Source organism: Streptomyces sp. NPDC025833 (assembly GCF_055558055.1).
Map to the genome: position 1 here is coordinate 45,553 of NZ_JBVHNF010000015.1, position 23,437 is coordinate 68,989.

Genomic DNA, 23,437 nt, shown 5'->3' on the forward strand with positions numbered 1-23,437 from the left:
CAGGCTCCGGGTCCGGGCCCGGAGCCGGCCCGCGGTGCCGAGGCGGGCACCCGGGGCTCGGCCTCCCCCGGCGGCGTACGCTACGGCGTGATCGTCACCGGGCGGGAGCACGGCCGTGGGTGATCAGCTGGGTGTGGCGGTACTGGGTGCCGGGCACATGGGCGCCGACCACATACGGCGCCTCGGCCAGGTGGTGAGCGGCGCCCGGGTGGCCGCCGTGGCCGACCCCGACGTCGAGCGCGCGAAGGAGGCGGCGGCCGGGCTCGACGGCGTCCTCGTGCACACCGATCCCCCCGCCGCGCTCGACGCGCCCGGCGTCGCGGCGGTCCTGGTCGCCTCCCCCGGCCCGCCCACGAGGAGGCGCTCCTCGCGGCATTCCGCCGGGGCCTGCCCGTCCTGTGCGAGAAGCCCATGGTGCCGGACCCCGCCGGTGCGCTGCGGGTCGTGGAGGCGGAGGCGCGGCTCGGCCGCCGGCTGGTCCAGGTCGGCTTCATGCGCCGCTTCGACGCCGAGTACCGGCGGCTGAAGACCCTGCTCGACGGGGGCGGTCCGGGCCGGCCCCTGATGCTGCACCGCACCCACCGCAACGTCCCCTCGCCCCGCGACTTCACCAGCGCCATGCTGATCAGCAGTTCCGTCTCGCACGAGATCGACACGGCCCGCCGGCTGCTCGGGCAGGAGCTGACGGCGGTCACCGTGCTGCGCCCCGCGCCGTCCGCGGGCGCCCCCGACGGCCTGCTCGACCCGCAGTTCGTGCTGTTCGAGACCGCGGGCGGCGCGCTGGTCGACGTGGAGTCCTTCGTGAACTGCGGCTTCGGCTACCAGGTGCGCTGCGAGGCCGTGTGCGAGCGGGGCGGCGCGCGGATCGGCGACGGGCACACCATGGTGGTCACCACGGCGGGCCGGACCGGCGAGGAGGTGGCGCGCGACCATCTCGTCCGCTTCGCCGACGCCTACGACCGGGAGGTGCGGGCGTGGGTCGACGCGACCCGGCGGGGCGAGGTCACCGGCCCGGACGCCTGGGACGGGTACGCGGCCTCCGCCGTCGCCGAGGCGGGCCTCCGCGCGCTGGAGAGCGGCGTCCGGACGACGGTGGACCTCGCCCCGCGCCCGCGGCTGTACGCCGCGGCCGGCCGCTGACCCCGGCGCCCCGCCGGGCTCCCGCCCGCTCACACCCCGCCGAACAGGGCGCTCAGTCCGCGCTCCACCACCGCCGACACGTCCTCCTGGCCGCAGGGCACCGCTTCGTACGTGCGCACCAGGAAGCGGCCCAGCGTCGCGGTGCGGAACAGCAGCAGCGCCATGCCCTGCGGCGAATGGAACTCCAGTACCGTCCGCGTGCGTCCGTACGGCCATATCTGCACGTCCCCGTGCCCGGCCGGGGCCCGCAGTCCCTGGTCGAGCAGGGACCGCGCGAACGTCCAGGTGACCTCCTCGCCGTGCAGGGCCGCCTCGGCCGGGAAGTCCAGGAACACGGCCAGGGGGTCGCCCCCGGTGTAGCGCAGCGTCGCCTGCACCGGGACCTCCCGGGCCCCGGCACTGATCAGCCTGGCCAGAGTGGGTTGTTCGATGGTGATGTCCATGCTCATAAGGAGTGCGCGGGCACCTTTCGCATGCCGCGAATTCCGGTCAGAGTTGGGCAGGTACCGGCCGCTCCGCCGCACCATGGCACAGACATGCGTCGAACGTACGCCTGAACGCCCGGGCGGAGCGGGCCCGGACGCACCAACTCGTGTACTGCGCCTACGACTTGGCGGCACGTCCGGCTACGTCGTTCGTACCCCCGGATCACCCCGGGAAGACTCTGGCATATGCCCGAAGCACCACCGTATCGTGTGTTGCCAAATCCCTTACAGAGCGTCGCGGGCTGTGCAAGAGTCGTCACGGTCCCCCGCCGGTCCCGCCGTACCCACCCCCCCGTTTCGGAGTGCGTCATGCCGTCCCCAGTCTCCGCGGGCCGCCCGGCCGCCCAGCCGTCCGGACGCGGCTCGGTCGAGGCGCTGATCACGCAGACGCGGCGGCTCAAGGGCGACGTGGACGCCGTGCGGCGGGACGCGCGGAGCGACGCCGCGGACCCCCGGGAACGCTGGCAGCGCGCCCTGTGCGACCTCGCGCTCCACCAACTGGACGACATCGACGCCCACTTGGCCCAGTTACGGGACGGCCCGCCGCCCGCCCCGGCCGAGCCCGCGCCACCGGACGACCGCTCCGGACCGGCGGATGCCGCGGACGGCTCGCTCCTCAGCCGCGTCGGCAGCGCGGAGTGGAACCTGCTGACGGACGAGGCCACCTGGTCCTCGGAGCTGTACCGGATCCTGGGCCTAGACCCGGACGGCCCCGCCCTCACCCTGGACGAACTGCCCACCGTCGTCCTCGAGCAGGACCGGCCGGGACTCACCGCGATGGTGACGGACTGCCTGGTGGACGCCAAGCCGATCGACGGCGAGTTCCGCGTCGTGCGGCCGGACGGCGGCTCGCCGCGGACCGTGCACATGATGGGCGAACCGGTGCTCGGCGCCGACGGCGGCACGATCTCCATGTGGGCCGTGCTGCGCGACGTCAGCGAACTGCGCCGCAGCCAGCGGATGGTACGCGAGACCCGTGACTCGCTGCACCACCACCGCCGGCGGGAACAGACCGAGCACCGGATCGCGGCAGAGCTGCGGGAAGCCGTGCTACCGCCCTGGCACGGCTCCCTGCGGCTCCCGCACGAGGGGCCGGCGGCCCTGGAACTGGCCGCCCACCGCCTCCCGGCCACGAGCACCACCCCGATCGGCGGGGACTGGTACGACGCGCTCGAACTGGCCGACGGACACACCCTGCTCAGCGTGGGCGACCTCACCGGAGAGGGCATGGCCGTCGCGACCGCCACGGCGATGCTGCTGGGCGCCGTACGCGGCATGGCGATGGCCGGCCAGGAACCCGGTCAACTGCTCACCCTGCTCAACCGGTTGCTCGACAACGCCGTGCAGCCCGCGCTCGGCAGCGCCGTCTGCTGCCGCTACAGGCCCGACACCCGCGCCCTCGTCTGGGCGCAGGCGGGACACCCCGCCCCGCTGCTGTACCGCGACGGGACGGGGCACGTACTGGGCACCCCGGACGGCGTCCTCCTCGGCGCCTCCTCCGGTGCCGTCTACGCACAGTCCGCCGTCACCCTGCGACCGGGCGACCTGGTCCTGCTGCACACTGACGGACTCCACACGGACGGACCGCACATGGACGGACCGCACATGGACGAACCGCACACGGGCGGATGGCACATGGAGGGACCGCACACCGGCACACCCCCGGCGGGCCGCGACCGGACGGCGGCCGTGGACCTGCTGCTCGGCCTCGCCCCGCGGTTCGACACGTCGAGCACCGCCCGGGACTGCGCACGGACGGTCGTCGAGGAGCTGGGCGCGAGGGGGCGCGCGAACGACGCGTGCCTGCTCGTCGCCAAGGTAACCGCCTGACCCCGCCGGCCCGGAACAGCACGTGTCCGGACCCTCCGCAGCCATGCCCGGGCGAGCCCGCCCGACCGGAGTGCGCACGGACCCCTCAGGTCTGCGCGCTGTCGCCGCCCCCCTTGCCCCTCGGCCTCGGCAGCGCGAGCATGATCTCCTCCCGCAGCTCGTGGATCTTCGGGTACCCGGCGTACTCGGCGGTGAGCCGGTACATCTGCCGCAGCCGGTCCCAGGTACGGCGCGAGGAGTTCGAACCCATCGACATCAACGCCAGCCGGGCGTAGCGGTCGGCCTGTTCGGGATCGTCGGCGATGAAGCAGGCCGAGGCCATCGACAGGTGGTCGAAGATCTTCGACCGCTCCCGCCCGTCGACGCGCAGGGCGAGCGCCTTCTGAGCGTAGTGCTGGGCGTGCGCCGCCGCGGCCGGGTCGGACTCCGCCAGCGTGCGGTAGGCGAGCGCCTGCATGCCGTACAGGTCCTCGTCCTTGAAGGTCTGCATCCAGTCCGGCGGTTCCACGTCCTGCCGGTCGGAGACGAAGAGGTCCTCCGCCCGGCCGAGCGTGCGGCGCATCGCCTGGCCCTTGCCCATCGACGCCTGTGCCCAGGCCTCGATGGTGTGGAACATCGCCTTGGTGCGCGGCTGGAGCCGGTCGCCGGAACCGGACTGGGCGAGCTTCATCAGGTCCAGGGCGTCGTCCGGCCGGCCGAGGTGCACCATCTGGCGGGCCGCCCGGGACAGCGCCTCACCGGCGCGCGGCCGGTCACCGCCCTCTCTCGCGGCGTGGGCGGCGATGACGAAGTACTTCTGCGCCGTGGGCTCCAGGCCGACGTCGTGCGACATCCAGCCCGCGAGGACGGCGAGGTTGGCGGCGACGCCCCACAGGCGCCGCTGGAGGTGGGGTGGATGGTGGTAGGCGAGCATGCCGCCCACCTCGTTGAGCTGGCCCACGACCGCCTTGCGCTGCAGGCCGCCGCCACGGGCGGCGTCCCAGGCGCGGAACACCTCGACCGAGCGCTCCAGCTCCTCGATCTCCTGGGATCCGACGGGGGCGGCCTCGTACCGGTCGAAGCCGGCCGGGTCGGCGCGCAGGGGGTCGTCGAGGACAGGGGCGTCGGCCCGCAGGGCCGGGTCGGTGTGCAGCCAGTCGTGCATGGAGCTGCTGAGTGTGGATCCCGCGGCGAGCACGGCACCCGCGCCCACCAAGCCGCGTCGGTTGAGCATGAGGTCCATTCCCGTGAATTCGGTGAGGACCGCGGCGGTCCGCTCGGGCGGCCACGGCACGCCGTCGGGATGTTCCTCGATCCCGTCGCCCTGCCGTTTCCCCGCACGCCCGTGCCGCACCAGACCGAGGTCCTCCATGGTCACGACACGGCCGAGACGCTCGGTGAACAGAGCCGCCAGCACCCGCGGCACCGGATCGCGCGGGATCTCTCCCATGTCGATCCACCGCCGCACCCGGGAGGTGTCGGTCGAGAGCTGGGGGTGGCCCATGGCCGCCGCCTGCCGGTTGACCAGCCTCGCGAGTTCGCCCTTCGACCAGCCGGCCAGGCCGAACAGGTCCGCAAGGCGGGTGTTGGGTTGTCCGCTCACGTCAAGCCCCCAGGTTCTCGGCTGAGTTGACAGTAGCCCCGTGCAGGTTGCCGGGCGACTATTCGCCAGGGTTCGCCAGGGTCCGCCAGATGGTGTGCCACCGGCCATCGGGTGTCAGGTAGGAACGAGCCACCCCGACCCGGGCGCCGGCTCCATATGGCGGCCCCATAGCGGCATATGACGGGCACATTCCCCAGGGTGTGTCCGGGCGACCGGGCCGGGTGGGCGCACGCTCCGGAACCACGCCCGCGGGTCACGCACCCGCGAGCACGGGTTCGGAACGCGGACGTACAGGCAGGCACAGCAGGCACACGAAGGGATCTGTATCTCCCATGTACGCAGCATCATCCTCCGTGTCCGCCCCGCCCCGGCCGCTGCTCCCCCGCCCCGCGGGCGGTGGGCCGTACCTCGACCCGGCGGCGCGCCCGGGCGGTACCGTGCTCGGCGCGGGCCGGCCCCGGCGGATCCCCGGCCAGCCCGGGGCGCAACCGCTCAGCGGACGGCTCGACCTCTCCGGTCCCCAGGGCGCGCAGCTGCGCGCCGCGCTCGCCTCGGTGCACCGGATCTGCCCGGAGTTCGCCCCGGTCCAGGTCCTGCGGCGCAGCGGGCGGTCCGTCCTCCTGGTCGGGACGACGGGGCGCAGCACGGCCGTCGCGAAGTGTCTCCTGGACCACTCGGCGGTCCGGGCGGAGCGGAGCCGCCAGGAAATAGCCGCATACCGCTCGTTCGTCCGGCACCGGCCGCCGGTCCGGGTGCCGAGGCTGATCGCGGCGGACCCGGACAACTGCACCCTGGTGATCGAGCGGATGGCCGGCCGTACGGCTTCGTTCCAGCGGCACCCCACGGAGGCGCCGCCGCGCGCCGACATCCGGGCCGCGCTCGGCGCGGTCTGCCGGGTCAACGCCTGGCGGCCCCCGGCGGGCACCTTCGGCATGCCGCTGGACTACGCGGTCCGGATCTCCCGGTACCACGAGCTGGGCCTGCTCACCGACCGGGACCTCGGGGACCTGCGGAAGCTGCTGCACGGCATCGCCCACGAGGTGGGCCGGCAGGGGATGCTCCAGTTCTGCCACGGCGACGCACTGCTCTCGAACTTCCTGCTCTCACCGGCCGGTCCGGTGCTGGTGGACTGGGAGCACGCGGGCTGGTACCTGCCGGGGTACGACCTGGCGACGCTGTGGCTCGTCCTCGGGGACGCGCCGGTGGCCCGGCGGCAGATCAGCCAGATCGCCCAGTCGGCGGGCCCGGCCTCCCGGGACGCCTTCCTGGTGAACCTGATGCTCCTGCTGACCCGCGAGATCCGCACCTACGAGACGGCGGTGCAGCGGTCGATGCACGACACGGCCTCGGCGGCACCGGGGACGGCCCACCCGGGTGCCGTGCCGTCCGGCGAGGAACAGCGGCTGTTGCTTAGGCGGTTGCACGACGACTGCCAGATGGCCCGCAAGGCCGTCCGCGCGGCGGTCGGCACCCGCTGACGGGGACCACGGCCCGCGGTACGCCCCGGAGCGGCGGCGCACCGCGGGCCCCCGGGTGTCCGGGCCCCTTCCACCGGTGTCCGGCGAGGTCACTGGTGTACGCCTGTGACGCCGCGCAGGCCCGCGCGCCGGCGGCGCGAAACCCGCCGTGAAACCCTCCCTGACGTGGCAAATCCCTTTCGCGACAGCATCATTGACGGATCGTCGGCGAGCCGGTACCACTGACCCAGCTCCGCGCCGCACGCCCCGCCACGCTCCGCCCGTCACAGGAGGCCGCATTGCGAGGACCCGCCACCGACCCCACGTCCGCCACCGGCCCCGGACGACTGCGGCGCACCGCCGTGCCGCTCGCCTCCGCGGCCCTGCTGCTCCCCCTGCTCGGCACGACGCCGGCCCACCCCGCCCCGGACGCCTCCGCGCACCGCCTGCAGGACGCCTTCGCCACCGCGGCGGCCGACTACCACGTGCCGCAGAGTGTTCTGCTGGCCGTCTCCTACCTCCAGTCCCGCTGGGACCGGCACGCCGGCGCCCCGAGTGTGACCGGCGGCTACGGCCCGATGCACCTCACCGACGCCCGTACGGCCATCGCCGCGTCGGAGCACTTCGCCGACGGGACGGAGGACGCCCGCGGTGACACCGCCCGCCCCGCGCCGCGCCCCACCGCCGGGGTGCCGGCCGAGTCGGCGGTCCCGGCCCGGCTGCGGACCCTGCCGAGGGCCGCGGATCTGACCGGTCTCCCGGCCGACGCGCTGCGCACCGACCCGGCGGCGAACGTGGCGGGTGGCGCGGCGCTGCTCGCCGCCACCCAGAAGGAGCTGGGCGAGCCGCTGAGCACCGACCCGGCCGCCTGGTACGGCGCGGTGGCCCGGTTCTCCGGCGCCGACGACACGGCGACCGCCGCCGCGTACGCGAACGACGTGTACGAGGTGCTGCGCACCGGCGAGGAGCGCACCACGGACGACGGCCAGCGGGTGACCCTGGACGCCCGGCCGGGGCTCGCCGCCGACACCGGCACGCTGGGGCGGGCCGGGCTGCGCACCCTGCCCGCGGACGGCACCGAGTGCCCGAAGTCGGTCTCCTGCGAGTCCGTCCCGGCGCCCTACGCCGAGTTCGGGACCGACGACTACGGCAACCACGACCTCAGCGACCGTCCGGCGTCGCAGCGCATCAAGTACATCGTCATCCATGACACGGAGGGCGCCTGGGACGGGGTCATGAACCTGATCCAGGACCCCACCTATGTGTCGTGGAACTACACGATTCGCTCGACCGACGGTCTCATCGCCCAGCACGTCAAGGCGAAGGACGTGGCCTGGCACGCCGGCAACTGGGACGTCAACGCACGGTCCGTCGGCATCGAGCACGAGGGGTTCCTCGCCTCACCGGACGCCTGGTACACGGAGGCGATGTACCGCTCCTCGGCACGCCTGGTGAGGTACCTGGCCCGTACGTACGGCATCCCGCTGGACCGCCAGCACGTCCTGGGCCATGACAACGTCCCCGGCCCGACCGCGTCCACCGTCCCGGGCATGCACACGGACCCCGGCCCGTACTGGGACTGGCGGCACTACTTCCAGCTCCTCGGCCACCCGTTCCATCGGGCCGGCGGCAAGCACGCCGGGATGGTGACGGTCCTGCCGGACTACGCCGCGAACCGGCCGGTGTACACGGGCTGCGTCACCAAGGGGCGGCCGTGCGCGGAGCACGGCTCCGGCGAGGTGCGGCTGTACACGGACCACGACGTGACCGCGCCGCTGGTCAAGGACATCGGTCTGCGGACGGAACCGACCGACGGGGTGAACGACCTGTCCTCGCGGGTCTCGACCGGCCAGCAGTACGCGGTCGCCGGCCGCTGGGGGGACTGGACCGCCATCTGGTACCTCGGGCAGAAGGCGTGGTTCCGCAACCCGGCCGAGGAGCCGACGGCGGTGCCGGCGAAGGGCGTCCTGGTGACCCCGCGGCACGGTCTGGCGAGCATCCCGGTGTACGGCAGGGCCTACCCGGAGAAGGACGCCTACCCGGCGGGGGTGCCGGTCCAATCGGTGGTGCCGCTGCCGTACACGATCCCGGCCGGGCAGCGGTACGTGGCCGGTGACCTGATGCCGGGCGAGTACTACTACGCGGTCACCTTCACCCCCGACTCGCACCGGGTCGTGGTGGGCAAGGACCTGTACTACGAGATCCAGTACGGTCACCGGGTCGCCTTCGTCCGGGCGGCGGACGTGTCGTTCGGGGGCTCCGCCGGCTAGCGCGTCCCGGGGCTCAGCCCTGCTGGAAAAGCTCCGCCGGGAGCGGCTTCAGCAGGGCGTACAGGTCGTCGGTGATGGGGCGGTCCCAGGCCGCGATGGTCACGAGGACGCCGTCGCTGCGGTCGAACTGCACGCAGGAGATCCGGCTCTCGGAGAGCTTCAGCCGCCGCACGATCAGGAGGTTGTCGCCCTGGAGCACCGGCGTGTCCTCGGCGCCGACGACGGTGATCTCCTCGTCGTTCTCCAGTGCCAGCAGCAGCTGGCCCACCTCGAAGGGGATCTCACCCTCGGCGACCTCCCGGGCCGGGGAGCCCTCGGGGAGGTTGCCGATGATCATGGCGGGGCCGCGTCCGCCGAACAGGTCGTAGCGCAGGAAGACACCCTGGCAGGTGCCGTCGGGGGCGGGCAGCAGGCCCGCGCCGAGATTGCCCGGCCAGTCGCCCGGGTCCATGGCCAGCACGTCGAAGTCGGGTCCGGCAGGGGTCGCGCTGCGGCGGCGGAGGAACGACATGCGGCCATGGTACGTGCCCGTGCCCCGGTGGGTGACCTGCGGGCGACCGCTCAGCCCAGCGGGCAGTCGGCGAGCAGGGCCGCCGGGTCGGCGCCGGCCGGACGTGCCACCGTACGGTCCGCGGGCGGGCGGCCCGCCCCGGAGATCCAGCGTTCCAGGGCCGTGAACGCGGAGCGGTGGCAGGGCACCATCGGGCGGAGCCGGGCGGGGAAGACGTCCGCCAGGGAGTCGGTGTGGGTGCCGTCCTCGATGCGGTAGTGGCGCAGCAGGGAGCCGCGGCCGGCCCGGTGGACCATGCGGGCGTAGACGTCGGAGTCCTCGCCGATCGGCAGCAGCACGTCGAGGGTGCCCTGGAGGGTGATCAGGGGCTTGCCGATGCGTCCGGTGAGGCCGATGCGCTCGACCGCGCGGTGCACCGCGGCCGGACGGGCCGCGTAGTCGTAGTCGGCGTCGCAGGCGGGTGTGCCGGAGGCGCAGTACGGGGTGCCCGCCTCGGTCGCGCCGTCGTAGCCGGGGTCGACCTCCTCCCGGTAGATGCGCTGGGTGAGGTCCCAGTAGACCTGGTGGTGGTACGGCCACAGGAACTCGGATCCGGCCGGGAAGCCCGCCCGGTGCATGGCCGCCGCGGCCTCGGCGGCTCCCGGGCCGCCGGCGGCGTAGGCGGGGTAGTGGCGCAGGGCGGCCGGCAGGGGGGTCAGGAGGTTGGGGCCGTCGGCGCGCCAGAGGGTGCCCTCCCAGTCGACTCCGCCGTCGTACAGCTCCGGGTGGTGCTCCAGCTGCCAGCGCACCAGGTAGCCGCCGTTGGACATGCCGGTGGCGAGGGTGCGGGCCGGGGCACGGTGGTAGCGCTGGGTGACGACGGTGCGGGCGGCGCGGGTGAGCTGGGTGAGGCGGGTGTTCCATTCGGCGATGGCGTCGCCGGGCCGCCGGCCGTCACGGAAGAAGGCGGTGCCGGTGTTGCCCTTGTCGGTGGCGGCGTAGGCGTAGCCGCGGGCGAGCACCCAGTCGGCGATGGCCCGGTCGTTGGCGTACTGCTCGCGGTTGCCCGGGGTGCCTGCGACCACCAGGCCGCCGTTCCAGTGGTCGGGCAGCCGGATCACGAACTGGGAGTCGTGTTGCCAGCCGTGGTCGGTGTTGGTGGTGGAGGTGTCCGGGAAGTAGCCGTCGATCTGGATGCCGGGGACTCCGCTGGGCGTGGCCAGGTCCCTGGGGGTGAGTCCCGCGAAGTCGGCCGGGTCGGTGTGCCCGGAGGCCACGGTGCCGGCGGTGGTCAGTTCGTCCAGGCAGTCGGCCTGCTGGTGGGCGGCGCCCGGTACCCGCAGGCGCGCCTGTCCGGCGCAGTGGGCGTCCGGTGTCCCCGGGGCGGCGGGTGCCGCGGTGGCCGGGGTGACCAGGAGCGTGCACACGGTGGCGAGCGACAGCGCGCCGAGGGCGGCGCGCCGGGCCGGCCGGCCGGGCGGTGACGAGGGGCGGGGCGGGCGGTGGGACGGCATGCGGTTCCTCCGGCGGGTTGGGGACGCGCTGGAGGCTAGGGCGGATGTGGTAGCTCAGAACATGTGTGGGGCCGCCATGATGACGGCCCGTTAGTGGGTGTCGGCCACCATGGCGACCTGGTCCGGTGCCGATTCCGCGCCGTCCGCGCCGTCGGCGTCATCCGCGTCAGGGGCAGCTCGCGTCCGCGAGGGTGTAGTAGCCCGTGGGTGCTTCCTTGAGGGTGTGGGTGACGAACGTGTTGTACAGGCCCATGTTCTGGCCGGAGCCCTTGGCGTAGGTGTAGCCGCCGCTGGTGGTGGCCCGGCCCGCCTGCACATGGGCGTAGTTGTCGGCCGTCCAGCAGGCGGCGGTGCCGCCGCCCGGGCCGGGACCGCCCGGGTCGGTGGTGTCCAGGCCGAGGAACCGGGCGATCCAGCGGCTGGAGCAGATCGAGTCGAGGAAGTAGGGCGCGCCGGTGGCGCCGCAGTTCTCGCCGCCGGTGCCGGGGTCGACCGGGGTGCCGTGGCCGATGCCGGGAACGCGGTCGACCTCGACGGCGACCGTGCCGTCGGGGGCCAGGTACTGGTCCTGGCGGGTGGCGTCGGGCCCGATGGTGCGCGTGCGCGTGGGGGTCTGGGACAGGCCGTGCAGCGCCGTCCACTGGTCCCGCAGTTCGGTGGCGGCGCGCGGCACGACGGTGGTGTCCTGGTCGCCGTACCAGACGGCCGTCCGCGGCCACGGCCCGGTGTACGACGGGTAGGCGTCCCGCACCCGGCGGGCCCAGTCGGCCGGAGCCAGGTCGACGCCGGGGTTCATGCAGACGTAGGGGCTGTTGTCCCGGGTGCAGTCGTAGGGCAGGCCGGCGACGACCGCGCCCGCGGAGAAGACGTCGGGGTAGGCGGCGAGCACGACCGCGGTCATCGCGCCCCCGGCGGACAGACCGGTGACGTACACGCGCCGCGGATCGGCGCCGTAGGCGGTGACGGCGTGGTCCGCCATCTGCCGCACGGACAGCGCCTCACCCTGCCCGCGCCGGTTGTCGCCGGCCTGGAACCAGTTGAAGCACCTGCTCGCGTTGTTGGCGGTGCCGGTCTCGGCGAGCACCAGCAGGAAGCCGTCCTCGTCGGCCAGTTGCGGCAGCCCCGAGTTGTCGGCGTAGACCTGGGCGCTCTGGGTGCAGCCGTGCAGGGCCACCACCACCGCCGGGTGGGCCGGCAGGGTGGCGGGGCGGTACACGTACATGGTGAGGGCGCCCGGGTTGGTGCCGAAGTCGCCCACTCGGGTCAGCGCCGTGGCGGCACGGGCCGCCGGTACGGGGCCGGCGAGCACGGTGCCGAGGAGCACGGCGACGAGGGCGAGCAGGCGGGGCAGGAGACGGGGCCGGGGCGCCGGGCGGCGCGGCGGACCGGTGGGGGGCGGGGCTGCGGGTTGCTCGCTGGACGGCGGCTGCGGCATGGCGGCTCCTCGGATGGACACACGGGTCCCGGCCGCTCCGGAGACATGGCGCCGGGAGTGGCGGAACCTTAGGTTCGGGTGTGTCCGGGCACCATGGCGCGGCGCACCACAACCGACGGGGCGTCAGTCGGTCCCCGACGGATTGCGGAGTGCCGCGCGAGCTGCTAGCCGGCGTCGCCTTGGTCCTCCGCCGCGGCCGGCGGCACCACGGCGACCGGGCAGGCGGAGTGCAGCAGCACGGCCTGGGTGACCGAGCCCATCATGCGCGCCGGGGACAGCAGCCGCCGCCGGTGCCGGCCGACGACGACCAGTTCCGCCCCGCCGGAGGCGGCGACCAGGTGCCCGGCCGCGTCCCCGGGCAGCGCCTCGGCGTCGGCGCGGACGTCCGGGTGCCGCTCGCGGTGGGGGGCGAGGAAGCCGTCGGCGAGGGCGCGGGTCTCGTCGGCCACGGCGTCCTGGTCGACGGCGGGCGGCATCGGCTGGCCCAGCACGGACCAGGTCTGCACCGGCCACGGGTAGGCGGCGATCACCTGGAGCCGGGCGCCGCGCCGGGCTGCCTCGTCGAAGGCGAAGGCGAGGACGTCCTCGTCGGGGCTGTCGGCGTGCAGGCCGGCGACCACCCGCGGTCCGGGCTCGGCGGGCCCGTCCCCGTGGACCTCCCGGCCGGGCCGGGGCACGACCACGACCGGGCACTCGGCGTCCCGGGCGGCGGCGAGGCCGTTGGAGCCGAGCAGCAGGCTGGCGAAGCCGCCGCGGCCCCGGGAGCCCAGCACCAGCAGCCGGGCGTCGCGCCCCAGTTCGGGCAGGACGGCGCCCGGTACGCCCTCCAGGGCGACGTACTCCACGGCCGCTTCCCCGGTGCGCTCGCCGATCCGGGCCCGGGCCTCGTCGAGCACCGGGTCGCCCTCCGCCTCGGGCGGCGCGGCGACCAGCACGTCGGCCTGTCCCCAGGCGGCGTACTGCCGTACGTGCACGACGCGCAGCGGTGCCGCGCGGCGGCGGGCGGCGTCCACGGCCCAGTCCAGGGCGCGCAGGCTGTCCTCGGAACCGTCGACCGCGGCGATGACCGGCTCAGCGCTCATCCTTCTCACCTCCGGAACACGTTCTTCCCCTTGCCGGGGCCAGCCTCTCCCGGGCCCGGCCCCGGCAGGGCGCTGTCGATCTCGTGTCCGGAAATCCGCCCGCGACACCCCCGGTGCGGACGAGCCGGGTGCGGCCGGAGCACCCTAGGTGAGGTCGAACTCGCCCTCGCGCGCGCCGGAGACGAAGGCGCCCCATTCGGCGGGGGTGAAGATCAGGGAGGGGCTCTCCGGGCGGTCGCTGTTGCGCATCGCGATGAAGCCCTCGACGAAGGCGATCTGGACATCGCCCAGACCACGGCTGCTGGACTGCCACTCGGCCCTGCTGAGGTCCAGCTCGGGCTTGCCCCAGCCCATGAGCGGCTGCTGCTGGATGGTGCTCTCGGCCACGTCCGTGCTCCTCCCGGTTCGTCGTGCGCGGGCCAGCCTAGCGACCGGTTCCCACGGCGGACAGGGCACGCGGGGGGCGATCCTTCCGGCGGTCCGGCCGCCGCGTCCTCGGGCCGTCCGTCAGGCGCCTGGGGGTTCGCGGCCCGCGAGCCACATGGAGTGGAACCGCGAGCCGCCGCCGTGGGCGTGCCCGAGGACCCCGCGAGCCCGCTCCGGCCGGTGTTCCCCGGCCCGGCCCCGCACCCGGAGGGCGGCCCGGCGAAACGGATCACACCGGAGGCGCCGGTGGAGTCGGCGGACAGCACCCCGCCGGACCTGTCGACCGGCAGGTCACCGTCGAGTCGGGTCGCCCCGGATTCGGTTGCCCCGGTTTCTCCTGATGGGCGTGGGCCGGCAGCGCGACCTGGGACAGCGGGATGGCCAGTCTGGCGCCACGGCCGGCGCACGCGAAGACGAACAAACAGTCTCCACAAGACAAGCGGAGGGCATCGTCGCAGCCCGGCGGCGGACCGGCCAACGTGTTTCCCACCCGCCGCGCGACGCCTTGCCGGCGCCGACGGTGTCGGTGTCGGCCCCCGTCAACTCGGCGTGCCGGGGGGCCTACCGGTCGAGGAAGGCGAGCGTGCGGCCGACGAACCGTTCCGGATCGTCCAGCCAGGGGTAGTGGCCGGCGCCGGGCTGGACGGCCGGCTCGGCGTTCGGGAAGACCTCGGCGGTGCGGCGGGCGAGGGCGGGGGCCGGCTGGATGTCGAGGGCGCCCGCGTACACGAGGACCGGCGCACCGAACCCGGCGAGCGCCCGCCGGGTCTCCTCCGGGCGGAAGGCCCCCGCGGCGAAGTACCGCTCCCCCGCCGCCTCGTTGGTCTGTTCAAGCTCGGCGCGGGAGTGCGCACGGGCGGTGTCGTCCCAGCGGCCGTGGAAGAACGGCAGGAACACGTCGTCGAACTCCGCCTCGCCCGCCGCCCAGGCCCGGAAGGCGGGGAACGCCCCGGCGAACCAGGGCTCGTCCGCGCGCAGACGGGCCGCGGCCAGCCGGTCCTCGGCCGTGGCCCGCAGCCCCAGAGCGGCCGGGTTGGGGGTGATCAGCAGCAGCCGCCGTATCCGGTGGGGATGACGGGTGGCGTAGAGCATCGCCAGGGCGGCGCCCGCCGAGTGGGCGAGCAGATCCATGTGCTCCAGCCCCATGTGGGCCCGCCATGTCTCCACGTCCTCGACCATGCGGTCGCAGCGGTACGTCGCCGGGTCCGCGGGAACCTCCGATTCCCCGGTGCCCCGGAGGTCGAGCAGGGCCAGCCGGCGGTGCGCGGTCAGCCCGCCGAGGTCCCCGAGGTAGGCGGAGGCGCGCATGGGCCCGCCCGGCAGGACGGCGAGGGGCTCCCCGGTTCCACGCAGGTGGTAGGCGAGCCGGGTCCCGTCGGTCGCGGTGAAGGTCGGCATGCGGTGATCATCGCGGGCCGCGCCGCCGGGCCGCAACGGCTCTCGCACCGCTCCCGGGAAAATCCCGCACACCCCTTGCCCAGGGGCTCCACCGCCTGCGTTACTGGCCCTGAGCACGTCGACCGAATGATCGGTCGCCCGTAATGTAGGGATCGTAAGGAGGACGCCCCGATGGCGGACGCGACGGACCTGCTCGACGCGGGCGAACGGCTCGGGCCCGAGGAACTGCGGACCCTCCAGCTCGAACGGCTGCGCGCCTCGCTGCGGCGGGCGTACGAGCACGTGCCGTTCTACCGCGAGTCCTTCGACAAGGCCGGCGTGCGCCCCGAGGACTGCCGTTCGCTCGCCGACCTGGCCCGTTTCCCCTTCACGGTCAAGGCCGACCTCCGGGCGAACTACCCGTACGGCATGTTCGCCGTGCCCCGGGAGCGGATCCGCCGGCTGCACGCCTCCAGCGGCACCACGGGACACCCCACGGTGGTCGGCTATACGGACAACGACCTTTCCATGTGGTCCGACATGGTGGCGCGGTCGATCCGGGCGGCCGGCGGCCGGCCCGGCGACGTCGTACATGTGGCCTACGGGTACGGGCTGTTCACCGGCGGCCTGGGCGCCCACTACGGCGCCGAGCGGCTGGGCTGCACGGTCGTCCCGGCGTCCGGCGGCATGACCGCCCGGCAGGTCCGGCTGATCCAGGACCTGGGGCCGTCCGTCATCATGGTGACCCCCTCGTACATGCTCACGCTGCTGGACGAGTTCGAGCGGCAGGGCGTGGACCCGCGGGCCACCTCGCTGCGGGTGGGGGTGTTCGGCGCCGAGCCCTGGACCGAGCGGATGCGGCGGGAGATCGAGGAGCGGTTCGCGATCGACGCCGTCGACATCTACGGGCTGTCCGAGGTGATCGGCCCCGGTGTCGCCCAGGAGTGTGTGGAGGCCAAGGACGGCCTCCATGTGTGGGAGGACCACTTCTACCCGGAGATCGTGGACCCCGTCACGGGCGAGGTGCTGCCGGAGGGTGAGCGGGGCGAGCTGGTGTTCACCTCGCTGACCAAGGAGGCCATGCCGGTGGTGCGGTACCGGACGCGGGACCTCACGCGGCTGCTGCCGGGCACGGCCCGGGTGTTCCGGCGGATGGAGAAGATCACCGGGCGCAGCGACGACATGGTGATCCTGCGCGGGGTCAACCTCTTCCCCACCCAGATCGAGGAGATCGTGCTGCGCACGCCCGGGGTGGCGCCGCACTTCCAGCTGCGCCTCACCCGGCAGGGCCGCCTGGACGCGCTGACCGTCCGGGCCGAGGCCCGCCCGGACGCGCCGCCGGAGGTGCGTGAGGCCGCGGCCCGCGCCATCGTCGCCGGGGTCAGGGACGGCATCGGGGTGTCGGTGGAGGCGGAGATCGTGGAGCCGGAGTCGCTGGAGCGCTCGGTGGGCAAGATCCGCCGGATCGTGGACCTCCGCCCGCGGGAGGCCGGATAAGCCTCCGGGCAGGACCCCGGCAGGAGTGCCCCCGGCAGGGGCACCCGGCTACAGGCGGGTACGGCGCGGACACGCGAGAGCGGCGCGGACACGGACACCTTGATCCGAGGGCGAGCCATGGGGGCCACGCGGAGCCCGGGAGCCGAGTCCCCGAGCCGGGGCGGTGTGCCCGGCCGCACCAAGCACGCCCCACGCCTTACTTCACACGTGCCGCACGCCGTGACCGCCGACCCGATGCCGTCGTACACCCCGGCTGTCCCGCTCGGCCGAGCCCCGCCCCGCCTGCGGGTCGCTCAGCGTGGGACTGCCTCCGCCGCGGCGTCCGGCCGGGCGCCGAACCGGTCGCGCAACTCGCGCTTGAGGATCTTGCCGCTGGCGTTGCGCGGCAGCGCGGGCACGAACAGCACCCGCTTGGGCGCCTTGAACGGTGCCAGTCTCTCCCGCACGTGCGCGACGAGCTGTTCCTCCGTGACCTCCCCGCGCGCGACGACCACCGCCGTGACGGCCTCGATCCACCGGTCGTCGGGCAGGCCGATCACAGCGGCCTCGGCGACCGCCTCGTGGGTGTACAGGGCGTCCTCGACCTGGCGGGAAGCCACCAGCACGCCACCGGAGTTGATGACGTCCTTCACCCGGTCCACGATCGTGAAGTAGCCCTCGGTGTCCCGCACCGCGAGGTCGCCGGAGCGGAACCAGCCGTCGCGGAACGCCTGCGCGGTCTCCTCGGGCTTGTCCCAATAGCCCTCGCACAGCTGCGGTGAGCGGTAGACGATCTCGCCGGGGGTGCCGTCGGGCACCTCCTCGCCCTCCTCGTCCACCACCCGCGCCTCGACGAACAGGACGGGACGGCCGCAGGAGTCCATCCGGCCGTCATGTTCGCCGGGGGCGAGGACGGTGGCCAGCGGGCCGATCTCGCTCTGCCCGAAGCAGTTGTAGAAGCCGAGCCGCGGCAGCCGTTCGCGCAGCCGCCGGAGGACCGGCACCGGCATGACCGACGCGCCGTAGTACGCCTTGCGCAGCCCGGACAGGTCCCGGGTGGCGAGGTCGGGGCGGCCCGCCAGGGCGATCCAGACCGTCGGCGGGGCGAACAGGCTGTCCACGCGGCCCGCTTCGACCAGGTCGAGGAGCCGGTCGCCGTCGGGTCCGTCGAGGATCAGGTTGGTGGCGCCGACGGCCAGGTAGGGCAGCAGGAAGACGTGCAGCTGTGCGGAGTGGTACAGCGGCAGGGAGTGCGCGGGCCGGTCCTCCGCGGCGAGATCCAGTGCGGTGATCGCGCTCAGGTACTCGTGGACCAGTGCGCGGTGCGTCATCATCGCGCCCTTGGGAAGGGCGGTGGTTCCCGACGTGTAGAGGAGCTGCACCAGGTCCTCGGCGCGGGGCTCGGGGCCGTCGTGCACCGGCGCGGTCGCCAGCCGGGCCAGCAGGGAGTCCGCGGCGTCGCGCAGGGGAAGGGTGCGTACGTCAGCGGGGAGCCGGTCCGCCAGGCCGGGGTCGGTGAGGACCAGGGAGCTGCCGGACTGGCCGACGAGGTAGGCGAGGTCGTCGCCGGTCAGGTTGTGGTTGACCGGCACGTGCACGAGGCCGGCCCGGGCACAGGCCAGGAAGCCGATCAGACAGGCGTCCGAGTTGTGGCCGTAGGAAGCGACCCGGTCGCCGGCGGCGAGCCCCTGTGCGAGCAGGACGCTCGCCGCCCGGGATACGGCGTCGTCGAGTTCCGCGTACGTCCACACGCGGTCGGCGTACTCGACCGCGATCCGTGCCGGGGTGCGCCGGGCGCTGCGCCGCAGCATCCCGTCCACCGTGCTGCCCTGTCCGTGCGTCATGCCCCATGATCCTGGGCCCGTCGCCGGAACAGGTCAAGCGTCCGGACACCCCGGTCGCCCCATGCTTCCTCGTCCCAGCCGTCGTGGGGCATCGGACAGGAGGCCGAGGTGGTCCAGGAGCGCGCGCCGACCGCTCTCGGTGAGAGCGACGGCGCGGCCGGTGCCGATCCGAGTGATCCAACCGGAGCTGAAGGCGTGGTGGCACATGGCCGCACCGACGGCGCCGGCCAGGTGAGGGCGGCGTTCGGTCCAGTCCAGGCACGACCGGACGGGCGGACGCCGTGTGGCGGGTGGCAGCGCGATGCCGAGGTCGGCCAGCCAGGCGATCCCGTCGCCGGTGAGCGTCGGCGCCTGCTCCCAGTCCAGCAGCCCCCGGTCGGTCATCGCCTCGGTGATGGCGACCCCGAGAGCACCCGCGAGGTGGTCGTAGCACGTCCGGGCGCGGGCCAGCGCCCGGCTCCGGCTGACGGCGGGCAGTGAGCGTGGCGGAGTGACGCGGCGGGGCGCCATGGCGGCAAGGGTCTCGATCAGTCGGGCCGTCTCGGGATCGGCGAGGCGGACGTAACGATGCCGACCCTGACGCTCCTGGGCGAGCAAGCCTCCGCCGACCAGGAGGTTCAGGTGTTCGGTCGCGGTCGAGGCGGCCACCCCGGCATGGCGTGCCAGCTCGGTCGCGGTCCATGCCCGACCGTCCAGGAGGGCCAGGCAGAAGCTCGCGCGGGTGCCGTCCGCCAGGAGTCCGGCCAGAGCGGCCAGGTCCGGGCCTTCCGGGCACACATCATCGTTTCTCATCGTCGTCCATCATCCACCGACGATCCTTCGGCGACGGCCGAAGTGTCCTCACTCTACGGTCGGCTCTCATGAACACCGCGACACCCGGCATCACGCCCAGCAACACGTCGGCCGCCCATGTGGCCATCGAGCCCAGCGTCCTGTACTTCGGCACGCCGGTCGTGTTGCTCTCGACGGAGAACGACAACGGCTCCTTCAACCTGGCGCCGATGTCGTCGGCCTGGGCACTCGGCCAGGTCATCGTCCTCGGTCTGGGCACCGGGGGACAGACCGCGCGCAATCTCCTCAGCCGGCCCGATCTCGTGGTCAGCCTCCCCGCGCCTGCCCAGTGGCCGGCGGTTGAGCGGCTGGCGCCGCTGACCGGACGCACCCCGATACCCTTGGACAAGCGCGGCACCCACCGTTTCGAGCCGGACAAGTTCGCCGCTGCCGGCCTGCGGCCTGAACCCTCCGAGCTGGTCCGCCCACCCAGGGCCGCCGAATGCCCCATCCAGTTGGAGGCCCGCGCCGCACGGGTTCAACCCGATGCCTCCGGGGCGTTCCTCATCGTCGAAGCCCATGTGCTCAAGGTCCACGCCGACCCGCGTATCGTCGTCCCTGGCTCCCAGCACATCGACCCAGCCGCGTGGAGCCCGCTGATCTACAACTTCCGCCACTACTACGGACTGGGCCCTGAACTCGGCCACAGCTTCCGCTCCCAGACACCCCGGCAGAGCCACTGACCGGCCTCGCGGCCGGTAAACGGTCAGGACCCGCACCAGGTCCTGCTGCTGCCGCCGTCACCGGACGATTGGCCACCCGAAGATCACCTGGCCCGCCTCGTCGCCGACCTGGTGGACCAGGCGCTCGACCTCTCGCCGATCCTGGCGGGCCACACCGAGAAGCGCGACTTCCCGCCCTACGACCCGTGGCTGATGGTGCGCCGGGCTGATCCACGGCTACACCACCGGCGTCCGAGGCCAAGGTGCGGACCGCCGACGAGGCACCGGCACCAGGAGCAGCACCCCCGACCGCAGGGCTCCGCTTCTCTGTCCGTGACCCTCACACACCGACACCCGCCGTCTTCGACAGCTCCAGATGCTCGCCCCGGAACCGCCTGCGGAGTGCTCGGTCATGTGTGACCAGGATGACCGCGCCGGGGAACGCCGTCAGCGCCTCTTCGAGTTCTTCGACGAGCGCCGGTGACAGGTGGTTCGTCGGCTCGTCGAGCAGCAGGAGGTCGGCGGGCTCCGCGACCAGACGGGCCAGGTCCACGCGGCGGCGCTGGCCGTACGACAGCTCGCCCATGCGCAGTCCCAGTTGGGCGGGTCGGTAGAGCCCGAGGGCGAGCAGCGCGTCCGCGTGCTCGTCGGCGGACCCCACCCGGCCCGACCCGAACGCCTCGGCCACGGTCAGGTGCGGCGGCCACAGCGTCTGGTCCTGACGCAGATGCCCCACGCGGCCCTGCACCCGCACCGAGCCCTCGTCGGGCCGCAGTTCACCGGCGATCAGCTTCAGCAGCGTCGTCTTGCCGGCGCCGTTGGGGCCGGTGACGAGCAGTCGGCCGCCGCGACCGAGGACCAGGGAGGCCAGGTGCAGGCGGTCACCGACGCGGACGTCCGTCAGCTGCAGGGCGCACGGCGGTGCGGGAGTGGTCTCGGCGCTGTCCGCGACAGTTGCCGATGTCCCCAGTCGTGCCGTGAACGTCAACGGGGCCGGCGGTGGTGTCACCGGCTTCGCCGTCAGCCGTTCAACGCGCTCGCGGGCGTTGCGGATGCGGGCCATCGCGCCGTGCGCCCGGCCCCGGGCGCGGAAGCCGCCGTGGCCGAAGTTGGCCAGCGACGCCTTGCGCGGGATGGCGTCGAGACGGGCGGCGTGGCCGGCGGCCAGCCGCGCGTTCCGAGCCAGCTCGGACCTCCACTCCTCGTACTCCTGAAGCCGGCGGCGGCGCTGCGCCGCCTTCGCGATGCGGTAGCCGGTGTAGCCGTCGCCGTAACGGGTGACCTGCCCGGCCTCGACCTCCAGGACCGTGTCCGTCAGACGTTCCAGGAAGACTCGGTCGTGGGTGACCGCGAGCACCGTGCCGCGGTGCGCCCGCAGTTGCTCCTCAAGCCATTCGAGGGCCTGATCGTCCAGGTCGTTCGTGGGCTCGTCCAGGAGCAGCAGCTCCGGTCGGCCTGCGAGCACCCCGGCCAGGGCGAGGCGTGAGCGCTCGCCGCCGGAGAGTGCGCCCAGCCTGCGCTCGCGAGGGAGCGCGGGCAGGCCGAGGTGGTGCAGTGCGACGTCCACCCGGTGGTCGGCGTCGTAACCGCCACGGGCCTCGAAGCGCGCCAGAAGCGTCCCGTAGCGGGCAAGAGCCTCCGGATCCTCGTTGTCACCGAGCGCCTGCTCCGCCCGGTGCAACTCGGCCTCCAGAGCACGTAGATCGGCGAGGGCCAGGTCGACGGCGTCCTGGACGGAAGCGGTCGCAGGCAGGGGAAGGACCTGGGGCAAGTAGCCGACGCCGCCGGCCGCGGTCACGGCAACTTCACCGCTGTCCGGTCGCTCCTGCCCTGCGACGAGCCTGAGGAGCGTGGACTTGCCCGCACCGTTGTCCCCGATCAGTCCGGCCTTCTCGCCCGGCTTCAGCGTGAAGGAGACGTGGTCGAGAAGGACGCGTCCGGGGTAGCGCTTGGTGACGTGACTGAGGGTGATTTGTGAGGTGTGCATGATCAGGGTCCTCCTGGCCGTACAGGCATGAGCCCGGGCCGGATCGGGATGTACGGACGCACGGCTGGGCGCGGGGACGGCGGAGCGGTGCTCTACGCGGTCGGCGCCGGTGATGTCACAGGGAACCCATGGGCAGGACAGTACGCCGGCATGGGCACGATGACAAGACGATACGTCTCGCCTTGTTAAATGGGCGCGGTCCGTTGTCCTTCCGAAGATCCGTTGTCCTTTCGACGTGGTCCAGGCCCGTCGACGGCCATGACGTAGGACCAGCCTCGACCCTCCAGTGCGAGCCGAAAGGAGACACTGCGGCCGCAGCCGGCATCGGCCACGGTCACCGGCACCGCCAAGCCCTGTCCGGCCGGGCGATGCACCAGTCCCAGCGCTAGACGCGTCTTGGACACATGCCCGGCCTTCTTGGGGACCCCGGCCCGCAGGCGTCGACCGTCGCCGTGCGCCCATTCCCCGAGCAGAAACGGCTCCCACTCCAGCGGGCACGATGCCGTGTGGTGGCGGCCTGAAAGCTGACCACGGCCTGGCAGTAGTTGGCGGAGTTCGCCGGGCGACCGCCGCCCTGCATGCCGCCGGCGCACTGACCGGCTCCGGCGTCTCGGACGGACCGATGCCTTGGCGTCCCAGCGCGGCCAGGCCCCGCCGGGCCGGGCACAAAAGCGAGCCGGGCGGGAGCCGGGCCGGGGCTCCCGTGCAGAGTCGGGCGCGCTGCTCACGCCTTCCAGAGCGCCCCGGGCCGGACTCACGGGCGAGTCGGCCCCGATCCCGGTGGGGCTTCAGGTAGCAGTAGCAGTGAGAGAGGCTCGGCATGCATGTATTGCATCGCTCGATCCAAAACGGCTAGGGTGGCGCCATGGCCCGACCGCGGATGTTCAACGAGGACCGGGCCCTGGACGCGGCGATGCGTACGTTCTGGGAGAAGGGCTACGAGGCCACTTCCACCCAGGATCTGTGCGAAGCCACCGGGCTGGGGCGCAGCAGCATCTACAACACGTTCAAGAGCAAGCGCGACCTGTTCGAACGTGCGCTGGCCCACTACATCGACACCACGACCACCGCCCAGATGGTCCTCCTGGAGGACACTCGCCACAGTGCGGCCGATCGCATCCGCGCCCTGTTCGCCGTGATCATCGACGGCGAGACCGAGGGCCGGGCCGGCGGCCGCAGTCTGGGCTGCCTGACCGTGAACACCACGGTCGAACTGGCCGCCCACGACAGCCGGACGGCGGGACTGCTGGAGCGCGACACGGCCCGCAGGCTCTCGATGCTGCGCGCGGTGATCGAGGAGGGCCGCAGGGACGGCAGTATCACCTCCCGGCGGGACGCCGGAGCGCTCGCCCGCTTCATCAACGCGGCGATCGGCGGCATGCGCATCTCGAGCCAGGGCGGCGCCGACCGGACCGCGCTGGAGTCGATCGCCGAAGTCGCTCTCGACGCCCTGACCCACTGACCCGCCCTTCGCCCCACCCGGACGAAGCCTGTCCATGCCCACGTTTTGAACTGATCAATACATAACTCGTCGTCATCACGTCATCCG

At 73.5% G+C, this 23,437-nt stretch carries 18 protein-coding genes and 3 pseudogenes; 8 read left to right on the forward strand and 13 right to left on the reverse strand.

Annotated features, from left to right (window positions below; all coding sequences use genetic code 11):
• Positions 1–115 precede the first annotated feature (115 nt).
• Positions 116–1,140, forward strand: a pseudogene (locus tag ACZ4K2_RS26040) (Gfo/Idh/MocA family protein).
• A 29-nt stretch (positions 1,141–1,169) separates the two neighbouring features.
• On the opposite strand, the gene ACZ4K2_RS26045 reads toward ACZ4K2_RS26040, so the two are convergent.
• Positions 1,170–1,583: an SsgA family sporulation/cell division regulator gene (locus ACZ4K2_RS26045; protein ID WP_467476596.1), complete on the reverse strand. Its 414-nt coding sequence runs from the start codon at positions 1,581–1,583 to the stop codon at positions 1,170–1,172.
• 351 nt (positions 1,584–1,934) lie between these two features.
• On the opposite strand from ACZ4K2_RS26045, the gene ACZ4K2_RS26050 reads away from it, so the two are divergent.
• Complete coding sequence (locus tag ACZ4K2_RS26050; protein WP_467476481.1) at positions 1,935–3,455, forward strand: PP2C family protein-serine/threonine phosphatase; 1,521 nt, start codon at positions 1,935–1,937, stop codon at positions 3,453–3,455.
• An 85-nt stretch (positions 3,456–3,540) separates the two neighbouring features.
• On the opposite strand, the gene ACZ4K2_RS26055 is transcribed toward ACZ4K2_RS26050, so the two are convergent.
• Positions 3,541–5,037, reverse strand: a complete 1,497-nt coding sequence (locus ACZ4K2_RS26055; RefSeq protein WP_467476479.1) for a DNA-binding protein NsdB — start codon at positions 5,035–5,037, stop codon at positions 3,541–3,543.
• Between the two features lie 332 nt (positions 5,038–5,369).
• Here ACZ4K2_RS26055 and ACZ4K2_RS26060 point away from each other — a divergent pair, with 332 nt between their 5' ends.
• Together ACZ4K2_RS26060 and ACZ4K2_RS26065 are read left to right on the forward strand one after the other, a co-directional pair.
• Positions 5,370–6,515 (forward strand): aminoglycoside phosphotransferase family protein, encoded by a 1,146-nt coding sequence (locus tag ACZ4K2_RS26060; RefSeq protein ID WP_467476475.1) that lies wholly within the window; start codon positions 5,370–5,372, stop codon positions 6,513–6,515.
• Positions 6,516–6,793: 278 nt separating this feature from the next.
• On the forward strand, positions 6,794–8,764 hold the full coding sequence (locus tag ACZ4K2_RS26065) for an N-acetylmuramoyl-L-alanine amidase (protein WP_467476473.1): 1,971 nt from the start codon (positions 6,794–6,796) through the stop codon (positions 8,762–8,764).
• A gap of 13 nt (positions 8,765–8,777) precedes the next feature.
• Here the strand turns inward: ACZ4K2_RS26065 and ACZ4K2_RS26070 are convergent, their stop codons facing one another.
• The 7 genes and pseudogenes from ACZ4K2_RS26070 to ACZ4K2_RS26100 form a co-directional block, all read right to left on the reverse strand.
• Entirely contained in the window at positions 8,778–9,275 is a 498-nt protein-coding gene (locus ACZ4K2_RS26070; RefSeq protein ID WP_467476471.1) for a hypothetical protein, read from the reverse strand.
• A 50-nt stretch (positions 9,276–9,325) separates the two neighbouring features.
• Positions 9,326–10,768 carry a 3-hydroxybutyrate oligomer hydrolase family protein gene (locus ACZ4K2_RS26075; protein WP_467476468.1) on the reverse strand — a complete coding sequence of 481 codons (1,443 nt, stop codon included), beginning with the start codon at positions 10,766–10,768 and terminating at the stop codon, positions 9,326–9,328.
• A gap of 166 nt (positions 10,769–10,934) precedes the next feature.
• Complete coding sequence (locus ACZ4K2_RS26080) at positions 10,935–12,203, reverse strand: extracellular catalytic domain type 1 short-chain-length polyhydroxyalkanoate depolymerase (protein ID WP_467476465.1); 1,269 nt, start codon at positions 12,201–12,203, stop codon at positions 10,935–10,937.
• Between the two features lie 164 nt (positions 12,204–12,367).
• Entirely contained in the window at positions 12,368–13,285 is a 918-nt protein-coding gene (locus ACZ4K2_RS26085) for a universal stress protein (RefSeq protein ID WP_467476462.1), read from the reverse strand.
• A gap of 144 nt (positions 13,286–13,429) precedes the next feature.
• Positions 13,430–13,672 (reverse strand): DUF397 domain-containing protein, encoded by a 243-nt coding sequence (locus ACZ4K2_RS26090; RefSeq protein WP_467476460.1) that lies wholly within the window; start codon positions 13,670–13,672, stop codon positions 13,430–13,432.
• A 120-nt stretch (positions 13,673–13,792) separates the two neighbouring features.
• Positions 13,793–14,034 (reverse strand): annotated as a pseudogene (locus ACZ4K2_RS26095) (thiolase C-terminal domain-containing protein); the annotation flags it as partial.
• A gap of 238 nt (positions 14,035–14,272) precedes the next feature.
• A complete protein-coding gene (locus ACZ4K2_RS26100; protein WP_467476457.1) occupies positions 14,273–15,109 on the reverse strand; it encodes an alpha/beta fold hydrolase in 837 nt (278 codons plus the stop codon).
• A 171-nt stretch (positions 15,110–15,280) separates the two neighbouring features.
• On the opposite strand from ACZ4K2_RS26100, the gene paaK reads away from it, so the two are divergent.
• The gene (paaK, locus tag ACZ4K2_RS26105) at positions 15,281–16,585 is read left to right on the forward strand and encodes a phenylacetate--CoA ligase PaaK (protein ID WP_467476455.1); all 1,305 of its coding nucleotides are present in this window, start codon (positions 15,281–15,283) and stop codon (positions 16,583–16,585) included.
• A gap of 293 nt (positions 16,586–16,878) precedes the next feature.
• Here paaK and ACZ4K2_RS26110 read toward each other — a convergent pair whose 3' ends face one another.
• The gene (locus ACZ4K2_RS26110; RefSeq protein ID WP_467476453.1) at positions 16,879–18,408 is read right to left on the reverse strand and encodes a fatty acyl-CoA synthetase; all 1,530 of its coding nucleotides are present in this window, start codon (positions 18,406–18,408) and stop codon (positions 16,879–16,881) included.
• Between the two features lie 33 nt (positions 18,409–18,441).
• Entirely contained in the window at positions 18,442–19,200 is a 759-nt protein-coding gene (locus tag ACZ4K2_RS26115) for a helix-turn-helix domain-containing protein (RefSeq protein ID WP_467476451.1), read from the reverse strand.
• A gap of 68 nt (positions 19,201–19,268) precedes the next feature.
• On the opposite strand from ACZ4K2_RS26115, the gene ACZ4K2_RS26120 reads away from it, so the two are divergent.
• Positions 19,269–19,922, forward strand: coding sequence for a flavin reductase family protein (locus ACZ4K2_RS26120; protein WP_467476449.1), 654 nt, complete (start codon positions 19,269–19,271; stop codon positions 19,920–19,922).
• Between the two features lie 42 nt (positions 19,923–19,964).
• Positions 19,965–20,181: pseudogene (locus ACZ4K2_RS26125) on the forward strand (transposase); the annotation flags it as partial.
• A 60-nt stretch (positions 20,182–20,241) separates the two neighbouring features.
• Here ACZ4K2_RS26125 and ACZ4K2_RS26130 read toward each other — a convergent pair.
• Positions 20,242–21,888 carry a TlrC/CarA/OleB/SrmB family ABC-F type ribosomal protection protein gene (locus ACZ4K2_RS26130; RefSeq protein ID WP_467476447.1) on the reverse strand — a complete coding sequence of 549 codons (1,647 nt, stop codon included), beginning with the start codon at positions 21,886–21,888 and terminating at the stop codon, positions 20,242–20,244.
• Between the two features lie 185 nt (positions 21,889–22,073).
• Positions 22,074–22,646 carry a transposase gene (locus ACZ4K2_RS26135; RefSeq protein WP_467769974.1) on the reverse strand — a complete coding sequence of 191 codons (573 nt, stop codon included), beginning with the start codon at positions 22,644–22,646 and terminating at the stop codon, positions 22,074–22,076.
• 107 nt (positions 22,647–22,753) lie between these two features.
• On the opposite strand from ACZ4K2_RS26135, the gene ACZ4K2_RS26140 reads away from it, so the two are divergent.
• Complete coding sequence (locus tag ACZ4K2_RS26140) at positions 22,754–23,350, forward strand: TetR/AcrR family transcriptional regulator (RefSeq protein ID WP_467476443.1); 597 nt, start codon at positions 22,754–22,756, stop codon at positions 23,348–23,350.
• The last annotated feature ends 87 nt before the right edge of the window (positions 23,351–23,437 follow it).

What these genes read in the sequence shown, in the direction of transcription:
- ACZ4K2_RS26070 (WP_467476471.1), bottom strand. Translation starts at nt 9,275, where the DNA reads ATGTCGTTCCTCCGCCGCCGCAGCGCGACCCCTGCCGGACCCGACTTC.
- ACZ4K2_RS26140 (WP_467476443.1), top strand. Translation starts at nt 22,754, where the DNA reads ATGGCCCGACCGCGGATGTTCAACGAGGACCGGGCCCTGGACGCGGCG.
- ACZ4K2_RS26100 (WP_467476457.1), bottom strand. Translation starts at nt 15,109, where the DNA reads ATGCCGACCTTCACCGCGACCGACGGGACCCGGCTCGCCTACCACCTG.
- ACZ4K2_RS26085 (WP_467476462.1), bottom strand. Translation starts at nt 13,285, where the DNA reads ATGAGCGCTGAGCCGGTCATCGCCGCGGTCGACGGTTCCGAGGACAGC.
- ACZ4K2_RS26050 (WP_467476481.1), top strand. Translation starts at nt 1,935, where the DNA reads ATGCCGTCCCCAGTCTCCGCGGGCCGCCCGGCCGCCCAGCCGTCCGGA.
- ACZ4K2_RS26060 (WP_467476475.1), top strand. Translation starts at nt 5,370, where the DNA reads ATGTACGCAGCATCATCCTCCGTGTCCGCCCCGCCCCGGCCGCTGCTC.
- ACZ4K2_RS26045 (WP_467476596.1), bottom strand. Translation starts at nt 1,583, where the DNA reads ATGGACATCACCATCGAACAACCCACTCTGGCCAGGCTGATCAGTGCC.
- paaK (WP_467476455.1), top strand. Translation starts at nt 15,281, where the DNA reads ATGGCGGACGCGACGGACCTGCTCGACGCGGGCGAACGGCTCGGGCCC.
- ACZ4K2_RS26110 (WP_467476453.1), bottom strand. Translation starts at nt 18,408, where the DNA reads ATGACGCACGGACAGGGCAGCACGGTGGACGGGATGCTGCGGCGCAGC.
- ACZ4K2_RS26120 (WP_467476449.1), top strand. Translation starts at nt 19,269, where the DNA reads ATGAACACCGCGACACCCGGCATCACGCCCAGCAACACGTCGGCCGCC.
- ACZ4K2_RS26115 (WP_467476451.1), bottom strand. Translation starts at nt 19,200, where the DNA reads ATGAGAAACGATGATGTGTGCCCGGAAGGCCCGGACCTGGCCGCTCTG.
- ACZ4K2_RS26080 (WP_467476465.1), bottom strand. Translation starts at nt 12,203, where the DNA reads ATGCCGCAGCCGCCGTCCAGCGAGCAACCCGCAGCCCCGCCCCCCACC.
- ACZ4K2_RS26075 (WP_467476468.1), bottom strand. Translation starts at nt 10,768, where the DNA reads ATGCCGTCCCACCGCCCGCCCCGCCCCTCGTCACCGCCCGGCCGGCCG.
- ACZ4K2_RS26130 (WP_467476447.1), bottom strand. Translation starts at nt 21,888, where the DNA reads ATGCACACCTCACAAATCACCCTCAGTCACGTCACCAAGCGCTACCCC.